This window comes from Mergibacter septicus, from assembly GCF_003265225.1.
Taxonomy (GTDB): Bacteria; Pseudomonadota; Gammaproteobacteria; order Enterobacterales; family Pasteurellaceae; genus Mergibacter; species Mergibacter septicus.
In genome coordinates this window covers 472,535-494,236 of record NZ_CP022013.1, presented here as the reverse complement: position 1 = coordinate 494,236, position 21,702 = coordinate 472,535, and the positions used below count along the sequence as shown (strand labels likewise).

Sequence of the window (21,702 nt, the reverse complement as noted above, 5' to 3'; positions counted from 1 at the left end):
ATTACCTTGCATTATCAAGCAAGAATGATTTTTAATCCTTTGGCTCTTAATTCTTCGATTATTTTAGGATCTGCCGCTTTATCCGTAATCAGAAGATCAATGTGCTCTAATGATGTAAATAACATTCCAGCTTGCTTACCTAATTTAGAGCTATCAAGTAATACGATTAACTTCTCTACTCTTGATAACATTCTCTGTTCAGAATTAGCTATCAACATATCAGTTTTATACAATCCATTCTTGGTGATCCCTTTTCCGCTTGTAAACATAATATTGGCAGAATACATTGCATCGGTATTAGTATCTAAAGCTAACGTAATCGCTTGGTTTTTATTATATTGTCCTCCCATAATGACAACGTCATCGTGATCATGTTCAATCACATAATTTGCTAAAGGAAGATAATTAGTAATAATTTGTACTTTACGTCCACATAATGCTTTAGCTAACATCAACATTGTTGAACCACAGGTTAGAAAAATGCTTTCTCCATCTCGACATATTTCTGTTGCAACATTTGCTATTTTTTGTTTTTCATCAATATTATTAATACGGTGATCTTTAATGCCAGATGTCATTATTCCTTGCTTGACAGCTTCGACACCATTTCTCACTTTCTTTAATAGCCCCAATGTATCCAATTCAGTAATATCACGTCTTGCAGTAGCGGGAGATATGCCTAATGAATTGACAATCTCTGCTGTTGATAATACTTGTTTTTCACCTAATAAATTCAAAAGCTGTTTTTGGCGATAATCTTTGTTCACTATGATTACTCCTTTCTCTTCGCCATTTAAATCATAAATGAACAAAGTGGGGGACTACTCATAAGTAGCCCCACTTTAAATTAAAGAATTGATTTAAAAGGCACGTTTGGTTCTTGTTCAAAACAATCATCAAATCCCCGAGGATGATGATACTCGGTTAAATCTTTATCTTGAGGATAAATATATTTGCCACCCACTTCCCATATAAATGGCTTAAATTTATATTGCAAACGATCTTTACGCATTTTATACAAATGTAAAATTTCATCTGTACTAGCCATAAAATTAGTCCATATATCGTGATGGACAGGAATAATAACTTTAGTGCGTAAACATTCAGCCATACGCAATAGATCAATTGAAGTCATTTTATCGGCTATCCCTATAGGATTTTCACCATAGCTACCTAAAGCAACATCAATATCATAATCTTTACCATGTTTTGCATAGTAAATAGAATAATGGGAATCTCCTGAATGGTAAATATTACCACCGGGTGTTTTAATCAAATAATTGACGGCTTTTAATCCCATTTCTTCATCTGTAGGGCAAAGACCTTTTAATTCCCCTCCATTTTCTTCTGCACCAGCAACAGGCAAAGTTACTAAGCAAGTACGATCAAAAGAATCTAATGCAATTAATTCAATATCTTTGATTTTTATACTATCGCCGGGTTTAACGACTACACAACGATCTACTGGTACTCCCCATTTTATCCACATATTCACACAATATTGTGGTCCAATAAATTTGACATGCTCTAAATTAGGATTATTGACAATTGCTGCCGCAACATTTACATCAATATGATCATTATGATAATGCGTTGCAATAATTGCATCGACTTTTTGAATAGCAAACGGATCCATAATCATCGGTGCTGCACGTAAATTTGGCTGTAATTTTCTTACCCCTGCCATATTAGCCATTTGATGACCTCGTACCATATCTTTTACCTTTTTGGTACTTTTACCTCTCCCACACCATAGATCAACACACAAATTAGCATCTTGTGGCGTTTTAACCCATAAACCAACGCAGCCTAACCACCACATTGCAACATTCCCTTCTGGTACAATTTCTTGCTCAATTTCTTCATTTAACCAAGTCCCCCATTCAGGAAAAGTCGATAGGATCCAACTCTCTCTTGTAATTTCACTAATTTTACTCATATGTCACTCCTAATGATTATAGAAAACAATTTTAATCAAAAATAATCATATTTAATCAAAAAACTAATATCAACAATCATTGTTAAATTTTGTGATAAAAGTCACAAAATTATATATTTTTGATATAAATATAAAAATTGTTGAGAATTTAAAAGAATTTTTAAAAATAAAAAGTAAAAAATAAAGCGTGATAATGATCACAAATAATCAAATATAATCTTTACCAATCTTAATAAATTAATTTACCATAGCAATTAAATAGCTTGATTGTTGTTAAAATAAGCTATTAGTTCCTAACGTTATAAACTGAGAAGTACTTTTATAGTTATCACTTCAAATATCAGAGGTTTATTATGGATTTTTTACATACTCTCTATGAGCTATTTTTTAGGATTTAATACACAAGTCCTATCAAAAGCTCCCCTACTTCTAGGTATCATCTCTTGTATTGGGTACATTCTGCTAAAAAAAGATTTAACTACGATTATTAAAGGTACGATTAAAACTATTGTTGGATTTATGCTGGTCCAAGTTGGGGCTGGCACTCTCGTTGCAGGATTTAAACCTATTATCTCTAAATTGTCTGAATTTTATGGTCTTACTGGGGCAGTAATTGATCCCTATACCAGTTTACAAGCCACTATTCAAACGATGGGTGATAATTATAGCTGGGTTGGATATGCTGTTATTCTCGCATTAATCCTAAATATTCTTTTGGTAGTATTTAATCGCTTTACAGGGATTCGTACTATTATGTTGACTGGACATATTATGTTCCAACAAACAGGTCTTATCGCTGTCTTCTATATGATTATTGGTGCTTCAATGTGGGAAACCATTATTTATACAGCCATAATTATGGCTCTATATTGGGGAATCTCATCTAATATTATGTATAAACCTACTCAAGCCGTTACAGGAGGTGCTGGTTTTTCTATTGGGCATCAACAACAAATTGCATCATTTATTGCAGTTAAAATTGCACCTAAATTAGGTAATAAAGATGAAAATGTTGATCATCTAAATTTACCAAAATGGCTACATATTTTTAATGATAGTATTTCTGCTACCGCTATCGTGATGACTGTTTTCTTTGGCATTATCTTATTATCCTTCGGCTTAGATAATCTACAAACCATGGCGGGCAAAACAAATTGGTTGATCTATATTTTAGAAACAGGTTTAAAATTTGCGGTTGCAATCCAAGTTATTGTGATGGGAGTCAGAATGTTCGTGGCAGAACTTTCCGAAGCTTTTAAAGGAATTTCAGAACGTATTATTCCAAATGCTGTTTTAGCCATTGATTGTGCGGCAATTTATGCTTTTTCACCTAATGCTATCGTTTTTGGTTTTATGTGGGGTGCCATCGGTCAATTTATTGCAGTAGGTATCTTACTTGCCACAGGATCGCCAATTCTCATTATTCCTGGTTTTATCCCTATGTTCTTCTCTAATGCTACAATCGGTGTTTTTGCAAATCATTTCGGGGGTTGGAAAGCTGTAATTAAAATCTGTCTTGTAATGGGAATGATCGAAGTATTTGGTTCTGCCTGGGTAATTCATCTGCTCGCTAGTAATGGAACACTTTTCAATAGTTGGATGGGTATGGCTGATTGGGCATTATTCTTCCCTCCAATTTTACAAGGTATTGTAACTATTCCATTCTTCTTCTTTATCATTCTAGCTGCTGCTCTCATTTATATGTTCTTTGCCTCTAAAAAGTTACGTTCTGATGAAGAAAGAGCAAAAGCCTGTGGTAAAACACTAGAACAAATGGACGGATATAACTTAGAAACAACAGAACAAAACATTGCAGACAACCATTTATCAACGACTTATAACAAAACGATTCGTATTCTTGCTGTTTGCGGTAGTGGTCAAGGCTCGTCAATGATGATGAAAATGAAAATTGCAAACTACTTAGATAAACAAGGTATTCCGAATATTATGGATTCTTGTGCTGTTACTGATTACAAATCAAAAATAACCGATGTTGATATTATCGTTGCATCTCGCCATCTTGTGCATGAAATTGAAGTAGGAGAAAACAAATCTGTATTAGGCGTACAAAATATGCTTAATCCTCATTCTTTCGGTGCCGAACTGATCGAATTAATCAATAAACACCAATCTCAAAATAAATAATCTATCTCCTCCTTAATGGATCAAATTAGGGAGGTTAGGGAGAAATTAATATGAATTTAAAACAATCTCTAATTGAAAATAACTCTATTAAATTAAATCAAGATGCGGCTAATTGGGAGGAGGCGATCAAAATAGGTACAGATATGCTGATTGCATCAGGTGCAATTAAGCCCTGTTATCATCAAACCATTATTAAATTAATTAAAGAAATGGGACCGTACATTATACTCGCTCCGGGACTAGCAATGCCCCATTCTCGTCCTGAAGATGGAGTGAATAGAACAGCATTTGCACTAGTAACCTTAAATAAGCCCGTTTATTTTGATGGTGAAGAAGAACCTGTTGATGTTTTTATTACCCTCGCTGGTAGTAATTCTGATCAACATATGCAAGGGTTACTTGAAATAACTCAAATACTAGATGATCCAAATAGTGATACGGGAGTAGATCTCAATAAGATTCGCCAATGCAAAACAGCTAGTGATGTTTACCAAGTGATTGATAATGCACTTCAATAATTCCATAATCTCAATTAATTAAAGGTGTTACTATGTCAAAACCATTACTTCAAATTGCTTTAGATTCATTAAACCTTGAAACAGCTATCGAAACGGCTAAAAATGCTGCTGATTCAGTAGATATTATTGAAGTTGGCACAATTTTAGCTTTTGCAGAAGGTATGAATGCTGTTAGAACTCTACGTCAAAACCACCCTAATCATATTCTTGTTTGTGATATGAAAACAACCGATGGAGGAGCCATTTTAGCGAAAATGGCTTTTGATGCTGGAACAGATTGGTTGACTGTTTCTGCTGCAGCTCATATTGCAACTATTGCAGCCTGTAAAAAAGTTGCTGATAGTTATCATACCAATAAAGAAATCCAAATTGAAATTTATGGTAATTGGACTTTTGAAGATGCACAAGCTTGGCTTGACTTAGGGATTAAACAAGCTATTTATCATCGTTCAAGAGATGCGGAACTCGCAGGAAAAGGTTGGACAGAAAAAGATCTAGACTGTATGCGAAAACTCTCTGATTTAGGCTTAGAGCTTTCAATTACAGGAGGAATTGCACCTGAAGATATTCATTTATTTAAAGGAATTAATGCTAAAACATTTATTGCAGGACGTGCATTAGTTGGTGAAAAAGGAAAAGAAACTGCCAATGCTCTCAGAACAGAAATTAATAAATATTGGTAAAAGTAATTAACCTCTTATAACTAAAGGAGATCTAATCTAACTAGATCTCCTTTATTACCTATTATATTTCTAATCTTTCAATTCTTTTTATAATTGAGAATTAACAACTCCCCCACAGATCATATTCATCAGCTTGGTGGATTTTGACTTGAATAATATCACCGACCTTCACTGGGATACCACTTAGATTGTCAATATAGACAACACCATCAATTTCTGGTGCGTCTGACATTGAACGCCCTATAATGCCTTCATCATCAATTTCATCGACTAAAACAGCTAAAGTTTTGCCAATTTTTTGTTGTAAACGTTGGGCGGAAATTTGTTGTTGTAACTGCATAAAACGATGGAAACGTTCTTCTTTGATTTCCTCTGGCACTTGGTCTGCCATTTCTGTTGCGGCTGCCCCTTCAACTGGACTAAATTTAAAACAACCTACACGATCTAACTGAGCTTCCTGTAAGAAATCAAGTAACTGTTGAAAATCTTCTTCGGTTTCTCCCGGAAAACCGACAATAAAAGTGGAACGTAAGGTTAATTCAGGGCAAATCTGACGCCACTGTTTGATCCGTTCTAAGGTACGTTCCACCGATCCCGGGCGTTTCATTGCTTTGAGAATTTTAGGGCTAGCGTGCTGTAATGGAATATCTAGATAAGGCAAAATTTTACCTTCTGCCATTAAAGGGATTAATTTATCAACGTGTGGATAAGGATAAACATAGTGTAAACGAATCCATATTCCTAAGGTTGATAACTGTTCACAGAGTGTCATTAGGTCATTTTTGATCGGCATTCCATTCCAAAATACTGTGCCGATTTTGTTATCTTTTTTCTTATCTAGGGCGTATGCAGAAGTATCTTGTGAGACAACCAATAACTCTTTAACACCTGAATCAGCAAGGCGTTTTGCTTCATCAAGGATCACTTGAATTGGACGGCTTTCTAACTCACCACGCATTGTTGGAATAATGCAAAAAGTGCAATGATGATCGCAACCTTCAGAAATTTTTAGATAGGCATAATGTTTTGGGGTAAGTTTCACGCCTTGTTGCGGAACAAGGTTAAGATAAGGGTTATATTCTGGCTTAGGAACATATTTGTGTACGTGTTTCATTACCGCTTCATAACTATGTGGTCCCGTAATTTCAAGGACTTTAGGGTGAACTTGGCGGATTTGATCTTCTTTAGCCCCTAAACAGCCAGTAACAATCACTTTGCCATTTTCAGCTAACGCTTCGCCAATTGCTTCTAACGATTCTTGCACCGCACTATCAATAAAACCACAGGTGTTGACGATCACTAAATCAGCATTATCGTAACTAGGTACGATGTTATACCCTTCTGTTCTTAATTCGGTCAAAATTCGTTCTGAATCAACCAGATTTTTAGGGCAACCTAGACTTAAAAAACCAATATTAGGGGGAGTATTTGTTGTTACTTTGTTCATTATTTATTATTTATCAGAGTAGAATTTTTGAAAGTGGTGGATTGTACAAAATTTAGAAAGATTATGCGACTGTTTCTTGCGATCAGATAAAGGTGCAGAATAACTTTACTCTACCCCTTTTATGCTCTCTCGTTTTTTATTCAATCAGATTTTTTATTTAAAATTGCGTCAACCCAAGCAAGAAACTCAGGATCAATGGATTTGAGAGCATTAGATCCTCGGGTGATCGTTGCCGCACTGGTATTTAAATTATGTTGTATCTCCCTTTGAGGAATATCTTTGCGTAAAAGTTGAGCAATAATCTGTACCCTCAATCCCAGTGCATTGCGTTCATCGGGGGTTAATAACATCATTAGTACCTCTTCGGCTTTTCCTTCTTGAAAAGCTTGGTGTAATAGCTGAATAAATGCTTGCCACTGTTCAAGATTACGACTGATATACATAACATTCTCCTTTCAACTTTCATAGCATTTTACTATTTGACTAGTATAGTCGATCATACTCTGATTTGCTGAATTTTTTTGCTGTTGCTTGATAAAGTAATTGATAGTAATAGTCATAAGCTAAAACATTTTGTACATAATTTCTGGTTTCATAGAATGGGATTGTTGCGACAAATTCTGCCATTGATAATTTACCACCAGCCCTTTCTAGCCACTGATCGACACGAGATCGCCCTGCATTATATGCCGCTGCAATTAAAATACGATTGTTGCCATATTGTTGATAAAGCTGTTCTAAATGTGCAGTACCTAGCATTATATTTGTTGCAGGATCAAATAGTTGCTTAACATCAGCACGATAAGGCAGTTTAAAATAGTCTGCGGTTGATTTTGCGGTAGTTGGTAATAATTGCATTAAACCATAGGCATTCGCACTAGAACGAACATGGGTCTTCCAAGCACTTTCCTGCCTTGCAATTGCCATCGCAAAAGAACGGCTGATATTACGATCTTTGAGATGGGTATTAAACCAAGCTAAATACGCTTGTGGTAAACGTAAACGTAAATGCTCCCACGCTTTTGCTTGAATTGTCGCTTCAACCCCTAATCCATACCATTCTTGTTGGTTTGCATAATAACTTAAAGCAAGTTTTTGTTTAAAATCGGCTTTATTTAATAAGCGTAACCATTCTTGCTGTGCGTCATCAAGCGAATTAAAGTAGATTAACTCTTGGATACGTGCTAATCCTTCGTGAAATGGCGTTAAATTAATTTCAGCAAACTGTTTTTCATTCCATTCGTGGTACTGCGGTTGATAACTAATCGCTAATTTTTCGGCAGCGAGCATTGGATAAAAACCTCGCTTTGTAGCTAATCCAGTCCATATTTGTTGTGCTTGTTGGCGATCCGTTTGCTGTTGTGATTGGGCTAAAACTTCCGCTTGCCAATATTTCCATTCATCTTTTTGCTTGGCTGTATTAGAAAGAGAATTTAACCAAATATCAATAGGTTGTTGCCTTCTTAACGCCTCTCGAATACGGCGTTCAATTAAACTATCATTGCCTAGTTTTAACAATTTTTGATCTCGCCATTGTTGCCAAGTTGGTTGCGGATTATCAAAAAATCGGTTTACTAACTGTTTTAACCATAGTTGCTGTTCTGCACTGCTTAACCCCAATTTTTTGGCAATAGTGGTATTTAACAATGGTTGCGCTTTTGCTACTTCACTTTCAGGCAGTGCTTTTAAAAAGCGAGGATACGCAGCTAAAATCAGTTGCTTTAATTGTGGCGTGTTATCCAATTCTTGTTGCGATAACTTTGTGATAAATTGTGGGAAAGTTTCTGGTTTTTTCAATAAGAGTTGCAGTTGTGGCAATAATTTATTCAATGTCGATTTAAGCTGTTTCTCCTCTTTCTTACTAATTACCACCAAGCTATCTTTCGCATTATATAATTTCACTAAATGCTGGAATAAGGTTAGATTATTTTGTTGAAAAGCGAGTGCTGCCCGTTGCCAGAATAAATTTAGGCTTAATTGCTTGGCTTTTTGCCAATCTTGAAATACAACATCACAACTTGTCGGTTGTGTGCTACCACTTAACCATAATTGTTCTATTTTCTGCCATATTTTTTCTTGCTTAAGTCTTTCTTGGCGTTGTTTAGGCGATAATTTTGCATAAGATTGTAATTTAGCTTCCAGCCAAGTACATTGACTCAGTGTTGTTTTAGCTGGCAATAGATGACCTAATTTAATGATATTCTGCCAATCTTGTTGGGTTTGTAAACGTGAATAAAGCTGTTGTGGTAAGCGATTAATTTTGACTTTTGAAAAAGTAGGGAACTGGTGCTGGAATTGCTTTATTTTTTCAACCAGATCAGCGACTTGATACCCATTAGCTAAGCCTACCATATTAACTTGTTGACTTAATAAATGATAACGAGCATAAGAATAGAGTGGATATTCTTTCAGCATTGCCACTAATTTTTCAGCTGGTACTAAAGAGGCTATCTTGGGTTGTTGGAGGAAGGTTTGCAAGTTCTGGTATGTAAGACGTTGTTTTTCTAATGCAAGATCTTTTGTACTAGACACTTGCTGAAGAGAATTTTGTGTCTTCAGCTCTTGTGCATTTACGCTATTAAGCGTTGCAACTGTGAATAATAATCCAATACATAACCGATTTTTTGTTATAAAAGATGCCATTTTTATTACCACCCTCATCTTTTGGTTGAATCTATTTAAACTGATCTTTAGCTTGGCGTAGCTGAATAAATTCTGCTAAATTTTTTGCCCTTAAGAATGGATTAATTTGTAATTCGCCTGCTAAAGTAACTGGCAATGTTGCTTCTCCTGCCTGTCGCTTTTGTATTGCCCATTGTTGATGTTGCTTAACCGCTGTTTGAAAGCCTTCATCCTCAAGATCAACCGTTCGAGCAAAGGCGAGATTTGATAAGGTATATTCGTGTGCTGGGCAGATGATTGTTGTAGTAGGTAATTTTTTTAAAGTTTGTAACGAATTAAACATTTGAGCATAATCTTGCGTAAAGACTCGACCACAACCTGCAGAAAATAGAGTATCCCCACAAAAAAGGTGGCTATTAATCAAATAGCTGAGATGTCCGGCAGTATGCCCGCCTGTTGATAAAATCTCAATGTTATAATGTCCAATATTTAACCGTCCAACCTCAATGATTTGTGTTAATAATCCTTGTTGTACATTCTCTATTTCTTGCGGTCCATAAACAGGGACTTGCGGATAATGCAAACGTAACTCCGCTACCCCATCAATATGATCGTAGTGATTATGGGTGAGTAAAATGGCGGTTAATTGATATTCAGAATGCTGTTGTAAAAAGGTTAAAACTGGTGCTGCAACGGTAGGATCTACCACCAATAAATCTTTTCGATTATCACTATATAGCCAAATATAGTTATCATTTAGTGCATTTAAAACGGTTAGCATTTTCTTTATTCTCCCCTAATTATTCTGTTTGATAGCCTTGATCGACTAAAGTCGGATTATTTGCCCCTTGCCGTGCAAGTTGATCGCATTGTTCATTTTCTACCTGTCCAGAATGACCTTTTACCCAATACCACTGGACACAATGTGTAGCAATCGCCTCATCTAATGCCACCCAAAGATCTTGATTTTTAATTGGTTTTTTCTGACTTGTTCGCCAATTATTCTTTTTCCAGTTAAAAATCCATTTAGTGATGCCATTTTTTAAATACTGGCTATCACTATGTAACTCAACATCACAGGGTTCTTTTAAACAATTTAACGCCTCAATCGCTGCACGTAATTCCATACGATTATTGGTTGTCAGAAAATAACCTTTACTGATAGTTTTTTGATGCTGTTTGTAACGTAATAAAACCCCTATACCACCTGCTCCGGGGTTGCCTAAACAAGAACCATCTGTAAAGATTGTAATTTTTTTCCGCATTTTCTTCCTAAATTTCATTATATTTATGCTGATTAAAACTAGGCTATGTTAGTAGCTAAGCCTTTTAGTTTCAACCCTTGTTTGTCTCAGCTTTTACCTTCTAACTGATGACATTACACTATTACCCGCTATAATAATCTCTAATGTTCGATCAATGAGTAATCCATTATGCTAAAAAATTACAATCCTGATATCAAACGACAAGTTATCCTTGATACTGAAACCACAGGTATGAATAAAGACGGCACACCGCACTATCAAGACCACTGTATTATTGAAATTGGTGCGGTTGAGGTTATTAATCGCCGTTTAACTGGAAGAACATTCCACGTGTATATCAAACCTACTCGTCCAGTAGATCCTGAAGCAGTCGCCGTTCACGGTCTTACCGATGAAATGCTTGCTGATAAACCTAGCTTTGCAGAAATTGCCCCTGAATTTCTTCACTTTATCGAAGGGGCAGAATTAATCATTCATAATGCTGCTTTCGATATTGGATTTATTGATTATGAATTTTCAAAACTCCCGAATAATCAAATTAAAACCGAGAATATTTGCCAAATAACCGATAGTCTTGCTCTTGCTCGTCAAATGTATCCGGGAAAACGGAATAATTTAGATGCACTGTGCGATCGTTTAGGTATTGATAATAGTAAACGAACACTACACGGGGCGTTACTTGATGCCGAGATCTTAGCTGATGTTTATTTAACAATGACGGGGGGACAAGTAAGTTTATTTAGTGAGGATAATGAAAACGCTACTATTCAGCATAGTGGGCAATTTGAAACAGATTCTTCTCTTACTGCATTACAAAATCATAAAAATTTAACAGTATTATATGCTAATCCTGAAGAACAAGAGGCACATCAAGCATTCTTAGAAAAAATCAATAAAAAAAGCAAAGAGAATTGCATTTGGTTGGGTCGTCTAAATTCAGAACAAAAGCATTAAATAATATGCTTTTTGCCTATTGAATAGGCAGTTGAAATATTTTTGAAAAAAATATATTGACGGAGTAAAAAATCCTGATTATTATTCGCCACGAGTTTGCGGAGTGGTAGTTCAGCTGGTTAGAATACCTGCCTGTCACGCAGGGGGTCGCGGGTTCGAGTCCCGTCCATTCCGCCACTTTTTATCTTATCTTAACTTTAGATTAAAAAGTATTCCCCTAAAACTCAATTCAATTAATAGATCACTAATGCGGAGTGGTAGTTCAGCTGGTTAGAATACCTGCCTGTCACGCAGGGGGTCGCGGGTTCGAGTCCCGTCCATTCCGCCAACTTCTCTTCTTATTCCTTTTATTTTTATTCCTAACTTATTTTATTAAATAGTTATTTTTACTAGTCAATTAAAAGAGATAAAAAAAGAGTATCCTATTGATACCCTTTTGTTAGTTATTTAACTTGCTAAAACTACAATTTTTGTAAAAAAGATTTTAAGCGAGAACGTAAATTTTGTTTTAAAGTTTCATTTAGATCGATCTTATATTGTGGTGAACGACAATCTCCAAAAATATGGATTGAGATTGGAATATCCTGATAACGAGAATCATCAGTCGATGTTTTTAGCAGAAAATCACACTGATTTTGATTTGGCTCGACAATCCCATGTCCATTTAAATTAATTTTCGCAACAGATAGTTGAAAATTATTTAAATTAAAATGTTGATTTTGCCATACGGCTTTTACACCCAATTTATCAAAAATAGTAATATTCTTATCCTGTTGATTGTGTGATAAAACTTTAAAATATTTTGATAATAGCGGAGCTAATCCAATATTATGTATTTTTCCGGGCAATAAAGACTCAAAACTGATTTCCGCATAATCTGCCATATCATTTCGCCAAATAATATCAGAATTAAAACGAAATACACCATCTACCCAAGATTCTCTACCTAATAATTTACTCAAGATTTCAGAATTAAAATAATTTGAATTTATCCCTATTTTTAACTGCTCTTGGTTATTTACCTGTTGCTTAATAACGGTACCAGATAAATTTTCTTTTAAATTCCATTGTGTTGTGAAATGGTAGCCTTGCTTGATACTTTTTAATTCAAATTGAGTAATTTCTGCTTGATTAATTTTTATTTGCTGTAATAACAAATACTGAGTAGGGGCATACTCAAATTTTCCTTTGGCTATTTCAAGCGTTATTTTCTTTTGTGGAAATAAAATATTCTTTTTTAATTCAACAATACCTTTAATTTTTTCAAGCCCAATACTATTCTCTAACGGCAATAAATTTCCCGTTAAATCAAACTGGTTATGATTAAAATCTTTTGCTTGAGCTTGGATCTTTAAAACTTTCCAACCTGCTTGTGGTTCTACCTTTGCATTAATATCCGTTAATAAAACTTCACTTTTTTGCAACTGAGGAGAATATAAAAAGAATGTGCCTTTTTCTAAACTTAATTCTTCAATAATAGGGTTAGAACTCAATATCGCTGAATAATTAAAATTAATTTGAGCGTGAGGAACTTGCAATACACCAGAGCTGTTTTTTTCTGGAATAATATAGCTTAGTTTTTCAACTTTTATTTTAGGCGGAAAAAAAGAAACATCGATATCTTTTGAAGAAAGTTGAATATTTTTTTCAGCTAATTCTTTTTCAACTTTTTGAGATAATTTTTCTTTAATATATCCGCATGAGCTTAAACTCATTACTAAAAAAATCGATAATAAAATAGAAAATCTTTTCATCTGTCTATTCTCTGATTATTTAATCTTCATTAATTTTGCTCGCTACCGCACCTTGCTGATTTTTATATTTTGCATTTTGACGACTATTATATGGACGAGCTGCTTCTCCACTTAGCACTTCAAAACTTAATGCTCCGATAACCATTTTAGGGCGTAAAGCTAAAGGTAATTTACCAGAATTATAGAACTCTAAGACAATCCGTCCTTCCCAACCGGGATCGATTCTATGTGCGGTAACGTGTACCATTAACCCTAATCGAGCTAATGATGAGCGTCCATCAAGCCACCCAATAATATTGGCAGGTAATTTAACTGATTCAAACGTGGTTGCTAATGCCAATACACCCGGGTGTAAGAAAAATACTTCATCATCATCAAGTAAAATTTCATCACTCATCACTTGTTCTAATTGTTCTGCAACTTGTTCTTTCGGCCCACTTAAATCAATATAAGCGGCTGAATGATCCCGAAAGACTCGAAAAGAATTTCCTAACCGAACATCAACTGTTGCCCCATTAATTTTATTATTATCAGGACGTGGGGTAAGTGCTATTTTTCCTTCATCTAAATAACGTTCAATATCAGTATCACACAACCGCATAATGTCTCCTATTTTTTCCTTAACATTTGTAAAATTTGGGCTTTAAGAATATTAATTGCAATTCGATTTTTTCCTCCTTTAGGCACAATAATATCAGCATATTGTTTTGAAGGTTCAATAAATTGAAAAAACATTGGACGTACTGTTTTGCGATATTGTTCTACCACTGATTCCATACTCCGTCCACGTTCTTGCATATCTCGTTTTAAACGGCGTATAAAACAAATATCTAATGGTGCATCAACAAAAATAGAAATACTCGCTTCGTTACGAATTCTTTCATCAGTTAAGAGTAAAATACCTTCCAAAATAATCACTTTTTTCGGTTCAAAGCGAACTGTCTTATCAGTGCGAGTGTGTTCAACATAACTATATTGTGGAATATCTACCGCTTGCCCTTTTTTCAACGCTTGCAGATGTTCAATTAATAAATCACGATCCATTGAATTTGGATGATCATAATTTGTTTTTGTTCTTGTTTCTAAATCTAAATGGCTTTGATCCTTATAATAAGAATCTTCAGAAATGATACCAATTTCTTCACAGCCTAATTCTTCACATAATTCTTTATAAATTGTTGATGCTATCAAGCTTTTACCTGATGCCGATGCACCTGCAATGGCAATAATAACGCATTCTGTTGATAGTAATGCGGACATTTAATAATCCTCCTAATAAGCAAAAAATTCTAATTATTATAAATAACTTTAAGCCAACTTTCAGTAAGTATCTCCAAGCAAGAGAAATTTATCCTTTTGGGATAATCTATTTGATAAATAAAATGATACTCAAAAATTTTTCATTCTGGCAAAAACCAGCTAGAATGCTCCATTTATTCGTCAAATTATCCTCAATAAATTATGCAGTATTACTCAATTTATCTTAAAAAAAGCCAAATAACCATTAAACACAACAACCAATGTTCTTTATTAGAAACATTAGAAAAAAATAATATTTTTCCTGAATATCAATGCCGTTCTGGTTTCTGTGGGGCTTGTCGAGTTTTATTAGTAAAAGGAAAAGTCTCTTATCCCAATCCCCCCCTTGCATTTTGCAATACAAATGAAGTTCTACTCTGTTGCTGTAAAGTAGAAAGTGATTTAGAAATAGATCTTTAAACCTAATATTATCTACTATAAAAAGACGTTATTTTTAATTATTTTGTAGATGAAGATAGGATATTTAGTCCTAAAATCGCTGAAAAAGAAAGCAAGTTTACAAAAAATTAAGGTGAACCAAAGTTCACCTCTTTATTTCATTTATCTAAAAGTCGATCAAGATTTAAACTGCCTCTTCGTTTTCTTCGCCCGTTCTAATCCTTACCACTCGTTCAACATCATAAACAAAAATTTTACCATCACCAATTTTGCCACTTTGTGCATTTTTCACAATCGCATCAACACAAGCCTCAACCTGTTCTTCTACCAATACAATTTCTAACTTGATTTTAGGTAAAAAATCGACCATATATTCTGCACCACGATAAAGCTCCATATGCCCTTTTTGACGTCCAAAGCCTTTTACTTCAGAGACAGTCATTCCTGTAATGCCTATATCTGATAATGCTTCTCGTACATCATCTAATTTAAAGGGTTTAATAATTGCTTCAATTTTTTTCATTCTTCACCTCTCAGGCTATTAATGGTTAGGTAAAATAACTAAGATTCACGTCTAGCAGATTTTGGGCGAAAACTTTCAATTACACGCTGATTTGTTTCAATATAAATTCCACTTAACAACTGTAAACAATATGGCACAGCACTAAAAATCCCTTTTACAATAACTTTACCATCGCTATCCTTAACCCCTTCTAATGTTTCTTTAATTGCTTTTGGTTGCCCCGGTAGGTTAAGAATTAAGCTCTCTTTGCGTATTACACCAACTTGGCGAGAAAGAATTGCGGTCGGTACAAAATGTAAACTGACTTGTCTCATCTGTTCCCCAAAACCAGGCATTTCTCGATCAGCAATGGCTAAGGTAGCATCAGGCGTTACATCACGTTTGCTTGGTCCTGTTCCTCCTGTGGTGAGGACTAAATGACATTTTTCTTGATCTACTAAACGACACAATGTTTCTTCAATCATAACCTGTTCATCAGGAATTAAACAAGATACCACCTCAAAAGGATCGATCAATGCTTGTTCTAACCACTTTTGCAATGCTGGTAAACCTTGATCTTGATAAACACCTTGAGAAGCTCGATCAGAAATTGAGACAAGTCCTATTTTTAAACCTTCAGCCATTTTATTCCTATCTAAATTTTAATTGATATATTTATTTTTGATCTACCGATTGTGTTGTTGGTTGTACAGATTTGATATTACTGCTTTGCTCTAGCCTTTGTTTAGCATTCTCAATACTACGTTCAATCACCATTTTACGTTGATCGTCTTGCGGTAAGAAACGTAACATCAATTCCCAAGCGGTAATAGCCATTTGATAATTACCTTGCTGATAATTATCAAAGGCAAGCAAACTTAATGCTTCAAGATTAGTATGATCTTGGCGTAACACAAGATTCAATAAATTACGTCCCTTTTCCATATCCGCTTGATCTTGAGAAAACATTAAGATCTTTGCATAAGCAAGCGCATATTTAAGATTACTAGGTTGTAAATTATAAGCTTTATCATAACTATCTAAAGCTAAACGCCCATTATTTGTTGCCATTGCTAATTGTCCCATTAACCACCAATTAGCTGCATTCTCAGGGTGTTGTTGTAAATTCAAACGTAAACCAATGATAACTTGTTGCATTTCTTGTTCGCTCAGACCTTCGTCTTGATTATTACGCAACCGATCTAATAACTGTGTTAAGCGGCTACTATTCTGTTCTAAACTTTCTTGTGCCTGCCAAGATCCTACGGGAATATAGATACCACAAGATACCACTAAAAGAAAAATAAATCCTGCGATAAACCAAAACTTATTGAGTGGTTGGCTCTTTTCCACTGTTTTTTCGCTAGGAACATCTTCTAGTAAACGATGTTGTAACTCAGTTTTTAATTCACTACTATTCTCTAAAATTCCTTTTTCAATATCTTGTTCAATTTCACGTAAACGATCAAAATAAAATGCTTTATTAAATTCAGCACGTTCACTCGTTTTTTTAATTCGATAATTTTTTAATAACGGAAAAAAGCAAATTAACCCAACTATTAAAGTTAATCCAAATACGCTTAGCTTAAAAATCATTGTTATTCCTTATTTTCCTTTAAGAGTTGTTCTAATCGTTGTTGCTCTTGTTGTGTCAATTCGCTTTTAGATGAAGTTGTTAAATTCACATCTTGGCTTTCTTTTCTACGGTAAAATAGCAACCAAAATGTACCCAATAAAAGTAAAAGTGCTGGTGCTAACCATAAAATGACAGTCGAACCATTTAATGGTGGATCATAAGTAACAAAATGACCATAACGTGCCACCATATAATCAATTACTTGTTGCTTACTTGATCCTTGTTGTAACAACTCAAATACTTTTGCTCGCATATCTGTTGCAATAATAGCGTTAGAATCTGCAATACTATTATTCTGACATTGCGGACAACGTAACTGCTGTGTTAACTCGTGGTATTCTCGTTCTTGTTGTGGCGAACTAAACTGTAATGCATCAATACTTGCTAAGGCAACACCACTGCTTCCTAAACTTAAACAGAATAGAAACAAAAAACGTTGCATTATGCGTATAATTTGATCTAAACAATTAATTTTTAATTCGACTGTTTGCATTGTTTATCCTTAGCTAAACGTTGATACAATGGTTCTAATTCCTGTTGCCATACCTGTGAATTTACAGCCCCTGCATAGCGATAATGAATAGTCCCAGTACAATCAATAACAAAGGTTTCGGGAGCACCATATACTCCTAAATCCAAGCCAAAAGCACCTTTCTTATCTGAAATCACTACTTGATATGGATTGCCTAAATTTTGTAACCAATTAATAGCTTTCTCAGTTTGATCTTTATAATTGATCCCAATAATTTCAATCCCTTGTTTAGCCAATTGGTTGAGATATTGATGTTCTGCATAACAAGTGGGACACCAAGTTGCCCAAACATTAACTAACAACGGTTTGCTCTGATGGAATAAGTTTGCATCATAACTTTGTGCTGGATTGAATAAATCTAGCAATGGCGTAGAAACAGGTACTTTTTTTCCCACCAATGCGGATTCCAACGCTTTAGGATCTTCTCCTTTTGAATTGCGAACTAATTGCACAGCAAAAGCTAAGATTAACCCTAAAAAAATAATTAATGGAAGATAGAGTTTTTTCTTCGTCATTTTATACCTCTAAGTACGCTTCTCTAAGCTGTGTTTGTCTTGTCGTACTAAACGAGAAAAACGATAACGGCGATCTAAAATAGATAAAAAACCACCAAATGCCATAAATAAGCCACCTAACCAGATCCAGCGAATAAAAGGTTTATAATATAGACGTACTGCCCACGAATTATTATCTAAACGCTCGCCTAATGCAGCATAAAGATCCCGAGTTAAGCCACCACTGATCGCTGCCTCAGTCATACTCATACGACTAACAGAATAAAATCTTTTTTCAGCTTCTAGATTTCCAATCTGTTTTTGATTCTGACTAATGCCAATATCTGCTACAACGCCAAGGTAATTTGCCCCATTTTGTTCTCTTACTCCATTAAAAGTGAAGTCGTACCCTGCAACCTGTACGCTATCTCCTGTTTTCATTCTCACATCACGTTCAACGCTAAAGTTTTGACTAAAAGTGATGCCAAATACCGTCATAGCTAAACCTAAATGGGCAAAAAACATTCCCCATTGAGAACGACTTAATTTTGTAATACCTTTGAAGAAACTTTGACGATAGCTCGCTCGCAACTGCAATTCATAAAGTGCTAGTAAAGCAATAATCAATGTCATCATTGTGCCTAACACAGCCGAAACAGTGATTTGATCTTGTAGAAAATAAGGTAAAACAAAACCACCTATTGCCATAACAAAAGTACTGATGACCACAGGCTTACGAATAGCCGAGAATTGATCCCGCCGCCATTTCACCAAAGGTCCAATTCCGAGTAAAAACGCAAAAGGTACCATAATGATTAAAAACATTTGATCAAAAAATGGCGCTCCGATTGAGATTGTGCCTAAGCCTAACTGTTTATGTACTAATGGTAATAATGTTCCTAACACCACCACCAATAAAGCGGTCATTAACAAAATATTGTTTAATAACAACATAGTTTCTCGGGAATAACGTTGATAGTTATCATTGGAACGAATTTGACTTCCTTTATAAGCATATAAAACCAATGAGCCACCAATGACCGCAACTAAATAAGCTAAGATATATAAGCCCCTCGTTGGATCAGAAGCAAAGGCGTGGACTGAAACTAAGATTCCTGAACGCACCAAAAAAGTCCCCAATAAACATAGAGAAAAAGCTAAAATGGCTAATAAAACAGTCCAAGCTTTAAAGGAACCACGTTTTTCAGTTACCGCTAATGAATGTAATAATGCAGTACCAGTTAACCAAGGCATAAATGACGCATTTTCAACGGGATCCCAAAACCACCAGCCTCCCCAGCCTAATTCGTAATATGCCCACCAAGAACCTAGTACGATACCTAAGGTTAAAAAACTCCAAGCAGCTAACGTCCAAGGACGAGACCATCTTGCCCAAGCTGTATCCAATTTTCCTGTCATCAAAGAAGCAATAGAAAACGCAAAAGCAACTGAAAAACCAACATACCCCATATACAGCAATGGAGGATGAAAAATTAAGCCAACATCTTGTAACATTGGATTCAATTCTCTTCCATCAATTGGAAAATCAGGAAAAGTACGGCTAAAAGGATTGGAAGCTAAAATGACAAAAAGTAAAAAGCCAATGCTTACCAACCCCATCACCGCTAGCACTCTTGCTACTGCTTCAATCGGTAATTGGCGACTAAAAATAGCAACTGCCACACTCCAGAGACTTAATAACCAAATCCATAATAGAAGTGAACCTTCGTGCGATCCCCATACTGCTGATAAACGGTAATACCACGGTAACAAGGTATTAGAGTTATTGACCACATACTGGACGCTAAAATCATTTACCGCAAATAAATACATCAACGCTAAGAATGCAAAAGTCAAGCTGACAAATAATCCCCACGTCATTGGTCGAGCTAATGACATTAACGTTAAGTTATTTTTTTCTGCACCAATTAAAGGCAACAATGCTAACAATATCGCTATTGCTAAACTTAACGCTAACGCATAATTTCCTAATTCAGCAATCATTTATTTTTTCTCACTATATAATTTCTGACGATCTTTTTCAGACTCACCCTTCAAATCCTCTGCCGAAACACCCATCGGATTATGCAATTCTTTCATTTTTTCACCTAATTCAGGTGGTACATAATTTTCATCGTGTTTTGCCAAAACTTCTGAAGCCACTAAGGTATTTTCATCTTTCCAGATACCTTGAGCAACAATCCCTTGCCCTTCACGAAATAAATCCGGCAAAATGCCATCATAAACTACATTAATAGCAGGTCCAACGTCATCTAATTTAAAACTGACTTTAAGACTATTAGGATCTCGTTGAACTGATCCTTGGACGACCATTCCCCCTACTCGAATACGCTGACCGATCTCTGGTTTAGTTGTAGGATCATTGTTTTTACCATAAAGAATCTCTGATGGCGTATAAAAAAGATCAATATTCTGACGTAATGCGTACAGCATTAAACCTGTTGCAATTGCAACCCCAAACAAGACTAAAAGTACTAACGATAATCTTGATTTACGACGTGGATTCATAGCAATTCCTCTTGTTGTTTTAGACGCTGTTTTTGTGCCTGTATGCGTTGTTGTCTTGCATTTTCTTGTTCTACTGAATGCAATATTTGCTGTTTTTCTCTTTTACTTTGAATAACTAAACCAATAATGACTAAAATTGAAAGAATATAAGAGAACCATACATAAAAAGCATGTCCTCCCATATTGAAAAAAGCACTCCAACTATCAAAATAAAGGGTCATTGTTGACCTCCTGCTAATTTTCTTACCCAAGGGCGTTTTTGTTCTTCTCGTAATAATTCATTACGATAACGGATTAAAGTTAAATAAATTGTTAGCACCAAAAATGCAAAAATTGATAATAATAGTGGAATTAACATTGATGTTGCCATTGATGGCTTGGAAAATTTAGTAATAGTTGCACCTTGATGTAGGGTATTCCACCACTCAACAGAAAAATGAATGATAGGTAAATTAATTACCCCAACTAAAGATAAAATTCCAGCGGCTTTCGCTCCCGTTGCTTTATCTTGAAAAGCATTATATAGAGCTAAAACACCTAAATATAAAAACAATAGAATTAATTCTGAAGTTAAGCGAGCATCCCATACCCACCAAGTCCCCCAAACAGGTTTCCCCCATACTGCACCCGTGAATAGTGCAAGAAAAGTAAATACCGCACCTATTGGTGCTGATGCAATAATTGCCAAATAGGCTTGTTTAATTTGCCAAACTAATGCGATCAATGCCGCAACCGCCATTGAAGCATAAATACCCATCGACCAAATTGCCGTAGGAACATGAATAAACATAATCCGATAGCTATCGCCTTGCTGATAATCTGGTGGTGCAAAGGCTAATCCCAGCACAAAACTCAATGTTAATGAAAGTAAACTCAGCCAACCAAACCAAGGGATAAACTTACCACACAAATGATATTGTGTTTCAGCTTTTGCATAAGGATGTAGCCATTTCCACATAAAGTTAATTCCCCACAAAAAATAAA

At 35.2% G+C, this 21,702-nt stretch carries 24 protein-coding genes and 2 tRNA genes; 7 read left to right on the top strand and 19 right to left on the bottom strand.

From position 1 onward, the window contains the following. Nucleotides 1–14 precede the first annotated feature (14 nt). Both ulaR and ulaG read right to left on the bottom strand, forming a co-directional pair. Nucleotides 15–767, bottom strand: coding sequence for an HTH-type transcriptional regulator UlaR (gene ulaR / locus CEP47_RS02420; RefSeq protein ID WP_261919585.1), 753 nt, complete (start codon nt 765–767; stop codon nt 15–17). Nucleotides 768–847: 80 nt separating this feature from the next. Continuing rightward, nucleotides 848–1,939 carry an L-ascorbate 6-phosphate lactonase gene (gene ulaG / locus CEP47_RS02415; RefSeq protein WP_261919586.1) on the bottom strand — a complete coding sequence of 364 codons (1,092 nt, stop codon included), beginning with the start codon at nt 1,937–1,939 and terminating at the stop codon, nt 848–850. 375 nt (nt 1,940–2,314) lie between these two features. On the opposite strand from ulaG, the gene CEP47_RS02410 reads away from it, so the two are divergent. The 3 genes from CEP47_RS02410 to CEP47_RS02400 are packed head-to-tail and all read left to right on the top strand — an operon-like array spanning nt 2,315 to nt 5,285. Continuing rightward, nucleotides 2,315–4,084, top strand: coding sequence for a PTS ascorbate-specific subunit IIBC (locus tag CEP47_RS02410; protein WP_261919587.1), 1,770 nt, complete (start codon nt 2,315–2,317; stop codon nt 4,082–4,084). Between the two features lie 50 nt (nt 4,085–4,134). Then, nucleotides 4,135–4,602, top strand: a complete 468-nt coding sequence (locus tag CEP47_RS02405; RefSeq protein WP_261919588.1) for a PTS sugar transporter subunit IIA — start codon at nt 4,135–4,137, stop codon at nt 4,600–4,602. A 32-nt stretch (nt 4,603–4,634) separates the two neighbouring features. Beyond that, on the top strand, nt 4,635–5,285 hold the full coding sequence (locus CEP47_RS02400) for a 3-keto-L-gulonate-6-phosphate decarboxylase UlaD (protein WP_261919589.1): 651 nt from the start codon (nt 4,635–4,637) through the stop codon (nt 5,283–5,285). Nucleotides 5,286–5,385: 100 nt separating this feature from the next. Here the strand turns inward: CEP47_RS02400 and rimO are convergent, their stop codons facing one another. From rimO to rnhA, 5 genes are all read right to left on the bottom strand, one after another. Next, nucleotides 5,386–6,732, bottom strand: a complete 1,347-nt coding sequence (gene rimO / locus CEP47_RS02395; RefSeq protein ID WP_261919590.1) for a 30S ribosomal protein S12 methylthiotransferase RimO — start codon at nt 6,730–6,732, stop codon at nt 5,386–5,388. 140 nt (nt 6,733–6,872) lie between these two features. Beyond that, nucleotides 6,873–7,175: a trp operon repressor gene (trpR, locus tag CEP47_RS02390; protein WP_261919591.1), complete on the bottom strand. Its 303-nt coding sequence runs from the start codon at nt 7,173–7,175 to the stop codon at nt 6,873–6,875. Between the two features lie 40 nt (nt 7,176–7,215). Further along, a complete protein-coding gene (locus CEP47_RS02385; protein ID WP_261919592.1) occupies nt 7,216–9,375 on the bottom strand; it encodes a transglycosylase SLT domain-containing protein in 2,160 nt (719 codons plus the stop codon). Between the two features lie 31 nt (nt 9,376–9,406). Further along, a complete protein-coding gene (gene gloB, locus CEP47_RS02380) occupies nt 9,407–10,135 on the bottom strand; it encodes a hydroxyacylglutathione hydrolase (RefSeq protein ID WP_261919593.1) in 729 nt (242 codons plus the stop codon). Between the two features lie 19 nt (nt 10,136–10,154). Continuing rightward, nucleotides 10,155–10,619: a ribonuclease HI gene (rnhA, locus tag CEP47_RS02375; protein WP_261919594.1), complete on the bottom strand. Its 465-nt coding sequence runs from the start codon at nt 10,617–10,619 to the stop codon at nt 10,155–10,157. A 168-nt stretch (nt 10,620–10,787) separates the two neighbouring features. Between rnhA and dnaQ the strand changes: the two genes are divergently transcribed. The 3 genes from dnaQ to CEP47_RS02360 all read left to right on the top strand — a co-directional run bounded on the left by dnaQ (nt 10,788) and on the right by CEP47_RS02360 (nt 11,901). Next, complete coding sequence (dnaQ, locus tag CEP47_RS02370) at nt 10,788–11,573, top strand: DNA polymerase III subunit epsilon (RefSeq protein ID WP_261919595.1); 786 nt, start codon at nt 10,788–10,790, stop codon at nt 11,571–11,573. Nucleotides 11,574–11,673: 100 nt separating this feature from the next. Further along, nucleotides 11,674–11,750, top strand: a tRNA-Asp gene (locus CEP47_RS02365). Between the two features lie 74 nt (nt 11,751–11,824). Continuing rightward, nucleotides 11,825–11,901, top strand: a tRNA-Asp gene (locus CEP47_RS02360). Between the two features lie 133 nt (nt 11,902–12,034). On the opposite strand, the gene CEP47_RS02355 is transcribed toward CEP47_RS02360, so the two are convergent. Genes CEP47_RS02355 through udk form a run of 3 tightly spaced genes read right to left on the bottom strand, consistent with a single transcriptional unit; the run spans nt 12,035 to nt 14,587 of the window. Beyond that, nucleotides 12,035–13,327, bottom strand: a complete 1,293-nt coding sequence (locus tag CEP47_RS02355; RefSeq protein ID WP_261919596.1) for a hypothetical protein — start codon at nt 13,325–13,327, stop codon at nt 12,035–12,037. Nucleotides 13,328–13,346: 19 nt separating this feature from the next. Further along, on the bottom strand, nt 13,347–13,928 hold the full coding sequence (gene dcd, locus CEP47_RS02350; protein ID WP_261919597.1) for a dCTP deaminase: 582 nt from the start codon (nt 13,926–13,928) through the stop codon (nt 13,347–13,349). Between the two features lie 8 nt (nt 13,929–13,936). Next, on the bottom strand, nt 13,937–14,587 hold the full coding sequence (gene udk / locus CEP47_RS02345; RefSeq protein ID WP_261919598.1) for a uridine kinase: 651 nt from the start codon (nt 14,585–14,587) through the stop codon (nt 13,937–13,939). A gap of 201 nt (nt 14,588–14,788) precedes the next feature. Between udk and yfaE the strand changes: the two genes are divergently transcribed. Next, nucleotides 14,789–15,046 (top strand): class I ribonucleotide reductase maintenance protein YfaE, encoded by a 258-nt coding sequence (gene yfaE, locus CEP47_RS02340; protein WP_261919599.1) that lies wholly within the window; start codon nt 14,789–14,791, stop codon nt 15,044–15,046. Between the two features lie 163 nt (nt 15,047–15,209). Here yfaE and glnB read toward each other — a convergent pair whose 3' ends face one another. Genes glnB through CEP47_RS02295 form a run of 9 tightly spaced genes read right to left on the bottom strand, consistent with a single transcriptional unit; the run spans nt 15,210 to nt 21,676 of the window. Beyond that, nucleotides 15,210–15,548, bottom strand: a complete 339-nt coding sequence (gene glnB, locus CEP47_RS02335; protein ID WP_261919600.1) for a nitrogen regulatory protein P-II — start codon at nt 15,546–15,548, stop codon at nt 15,210–15,212. Nucleotides 15,549–15,586: 38 nt separating this feature from the next. After that, entirely contained in the window at nt 15,587–16,171 is a 585-nt protein-coding gene (gene mog, locus CEP47_RS02330; RefSeq protein ID WP_261919601.1) for a molybdopterin adenylyltransferase, read from the bottom strand. 31 nt (nt 16,172–16,202) lie between these two features. Continuing rightward, nucleotides 16,203–17,123 carry a c-type cytochrome biogenesis protein CcmI gene (ccmI, locus tag CEP47_RS02325; protein ID WP_261919602.1) on the bottom strand — a complete coding sequence of 307 codons (921 nt, stop codon included), beginning with the start codon at nt 17,121–17,123 and terminating at the stop codon, nt 16,203–16,205. A 2-nt stretch (nt 17,124–17,125) separates the two neighbouring features. Beyond that, nucleotides 17,126–17,605, bottom strand: coding sequence for a cytochrome c-type biogenesis protein (locus tag CEP47_RS02320; RefSeq protein ID WP_261921004.1), 480 nt, complete (start codon nt 17,603–17,605; stop codon nt 17,126–17,128). A gap of 32 nt (nt 17,606–17,637) precedes the next feature. Further along, nucleotides 17,638–18,210, bottom strand: coding sequence for a DsbE family thiol:disulfide interchange protein (locus tag CEP47_RS02315; protein ID WP_261919603.1), 573 nt, complete (start codon nt 18,208–18,210; stop codon nt 17,638–17,640). 9 nt (nt 18,211–18,219) lie between these two features. Next, on the bottom strand, nt 18,220–20,193 hold the full coding sequence (locus tag CEP47_RS02310) for a heme lyase CcmF/NrfE family subunit (RefSeq protein ID WP_261919604.1): 1,974 nt from the start codon (nt 20,191–20,193) through the stop codon (nt 18,220–18,222). After that, on the bottom strand, nt 20,194–20,718 hold the full coding sequence (gene ccmE / locus CEP47_RS02305) for a cytochrome c maturation protein CcmE (protein ID WP_261919605.1): 525 nt from the start codon (nt 20,716–20,718) through the stop codon (nt 20,194–20,196). Next, nucleotides 20,715–20,939 (bottom strand): heme exporter protein CcmD, encoded by a 225-nt coding sequence (gene ccmD / locus CEP47_RS02300; protein ID WP_261919606.1) that lies wholly within the window; start codon nt 20,937–20,939, stop codon nt 20,715–20,717. The genes ccmE and ccmD overlap by 4 nt, the downstream gene beginning before the upstream one ends. Continuing rightward, nucleotides 20,936–21,676, bottom strand: coding sequence for a heme ABC transporter permease (locus CEP47_RS02295; protein WP_261919607.1), 741 nt, complete (start codon nt 21,674–21,676; stop codon nt 20,936–20,938). Before CEP47_RS02295 ends, ccmD begins: the two co-directional genes overlap by 4 nt. Between the last annotated feature and the right edge of the window lie 26 nt (nt 21,677–21,702).

Bases quoted from the DNA above. Each gene is read 5' to 3' on its own strand.
- ulaG (WP_261919586.1), bottom strand. From the start codon at position 1,939: ATGAGTAAAATTAGTGAAATTACAAGAGAGAGTTGGATCCTATCGACT.
- CEP47_RS02410 (WP_261919587.1), top strand. From the start codon at position 2,315: ATGAGCTATTTTTTAGGATTTAATACACAAGTCCTATCAAAAGCTCCC.
- CEP47_RS02405 (WP_261919588.1), top strand. From the start codon at position 4,135: ATGAATTTAAAACAATCTCTAATTGAAAATAACTCTATTAAATTAAAT.
- CEP47_RS02400 (WP_261919589.1), top strand. From the start codon at position 4,635: ATGTCAAAACCATTACTTCAAATTGCTTTAGATTCATTAAACCTTGAA.
- rimO (WP_261919590.1), bottom strand. From the start codon at position 6,732: ATGAACAAAGTAACAACAAATACTCCCCCTAATATTGGTTTTTTAAGT.
- trpR (WP_261919591.1), bottom strand. From the start codon at position 7,175: ATGTATATCAGTCGTAATCTTGAACAGTGGCAAGCATTTATTCAGCTA.
- CEP47_RS02385 (WP_261919592.1), bottom strand. From the start codon at position 9,375: ATGGCATCTTTTATAACAAAAAATCGGTTATGTATTGGATTATTATTC.
- gloB (WP_261919593.1), bottom strand. From the start codon at position 10,135: ATGCTAACCGTTTTAAATGCACTAAATGATAACTATATTTGGCTATAT.
- rnhA (WP_261919594.1), bottom strand. From the start codon at position 10,619: ATGCGGAAAAAAATTACAATCTTTACAGATGGTTCTTGTTTAGGCAAC.
- dnaQ (WP_261919595.1), top strand. From the start codon at position 10,788: ATGCTAAAAAATTACAATCCTGATATCAAACGACAAGTTATCCTTGAT.
- CEP47_RS02355 (WP_261919596.1), bottom strand. From the start codon at position 13,327: ATGAAAAGATTTTCTATTTTATTATCGATTTTTTTAGTAATGAGTTTA.
- dcd (WP_261919597.1), bottom strand. From the start codon at position 13,928: ATGCGGTTGTGTGATACTGATATTGAACGTTATTTAGATGAAGGAAAA.
- udk (WP_261919598.1), bottom strand. From the start codon at position 14,587: ATGTCCGCATTACTATCAACAGAATGCGTTATTATTGCCATTGCAGGT.
- yfaE (WP_261919599.1), top strand. From the start codon at position 14,789: ATGCAGTATTACTCAATTTATCTTAAAAAAAGCCAAATAACCATTAAA.
- glnB (WP_261919600.1), bottom strand. From the start codon at position 15,548: ATGAAAAAAATTGAAGCAATTATTAAACCCTTTAAATTAGATGATGTA.
- mog (WP_261919601.1), bottom strand. From the start codon at position 16,171: ATGGCTGAAGGTTTAAAAATAGGACTTGTCTCAATTTCTGATCGAGCT.
- ccmI (WP_261919602.1), bottom strand. From the start codon at position 17,123: ATGATTTTTAAGCTAAGCGTATTTGGATTAACTTTAATAGTTGGGTTA.
- CEP47_RS02320 (WP_261921004.1), bottom strand. From the start codon at position 17,605: ATGCAACGTTTTTTGTTTCTATTCTGTTTAAGTTTAGGAAGCAGTGGT.
- CEP47_RS02315 (WP_261919603.1), bottom strand. From the start codon at position 18,210: ATGACGAAGAAAAAACTCTATCTTCCATTAATTATTTTTTTAGGGTTA.
- CEP47_RS02310 (WP_261919604.1), bottom strand. From the start codon at position 20,193: ATGATTGCTGAATTAGGAAATTATGCGTTAGCGTTAAGTTTAGCAATA.
- ccmE (WP_261919605.1), bottom strand. From the start codon at position 20,718: ATGAATCCACGTCGTAAATCAAGATTATCGTTAGTACTTTTAGTCTTG.
- ccmD (WP_261919606.1), bottom strand. From the start codon at position 20,939: ATGACCCTTTATTTTGATAGTTGGAGTGCTTTTTTCAATATGGGAGGA.
- CEP47_RS02295 (WP_261919607.1), bottom strand. From the start codon at position 21,676: ATGTGGAAATGGCTACATCCTTATGCAAAAGCTGAAACACAATATCAT.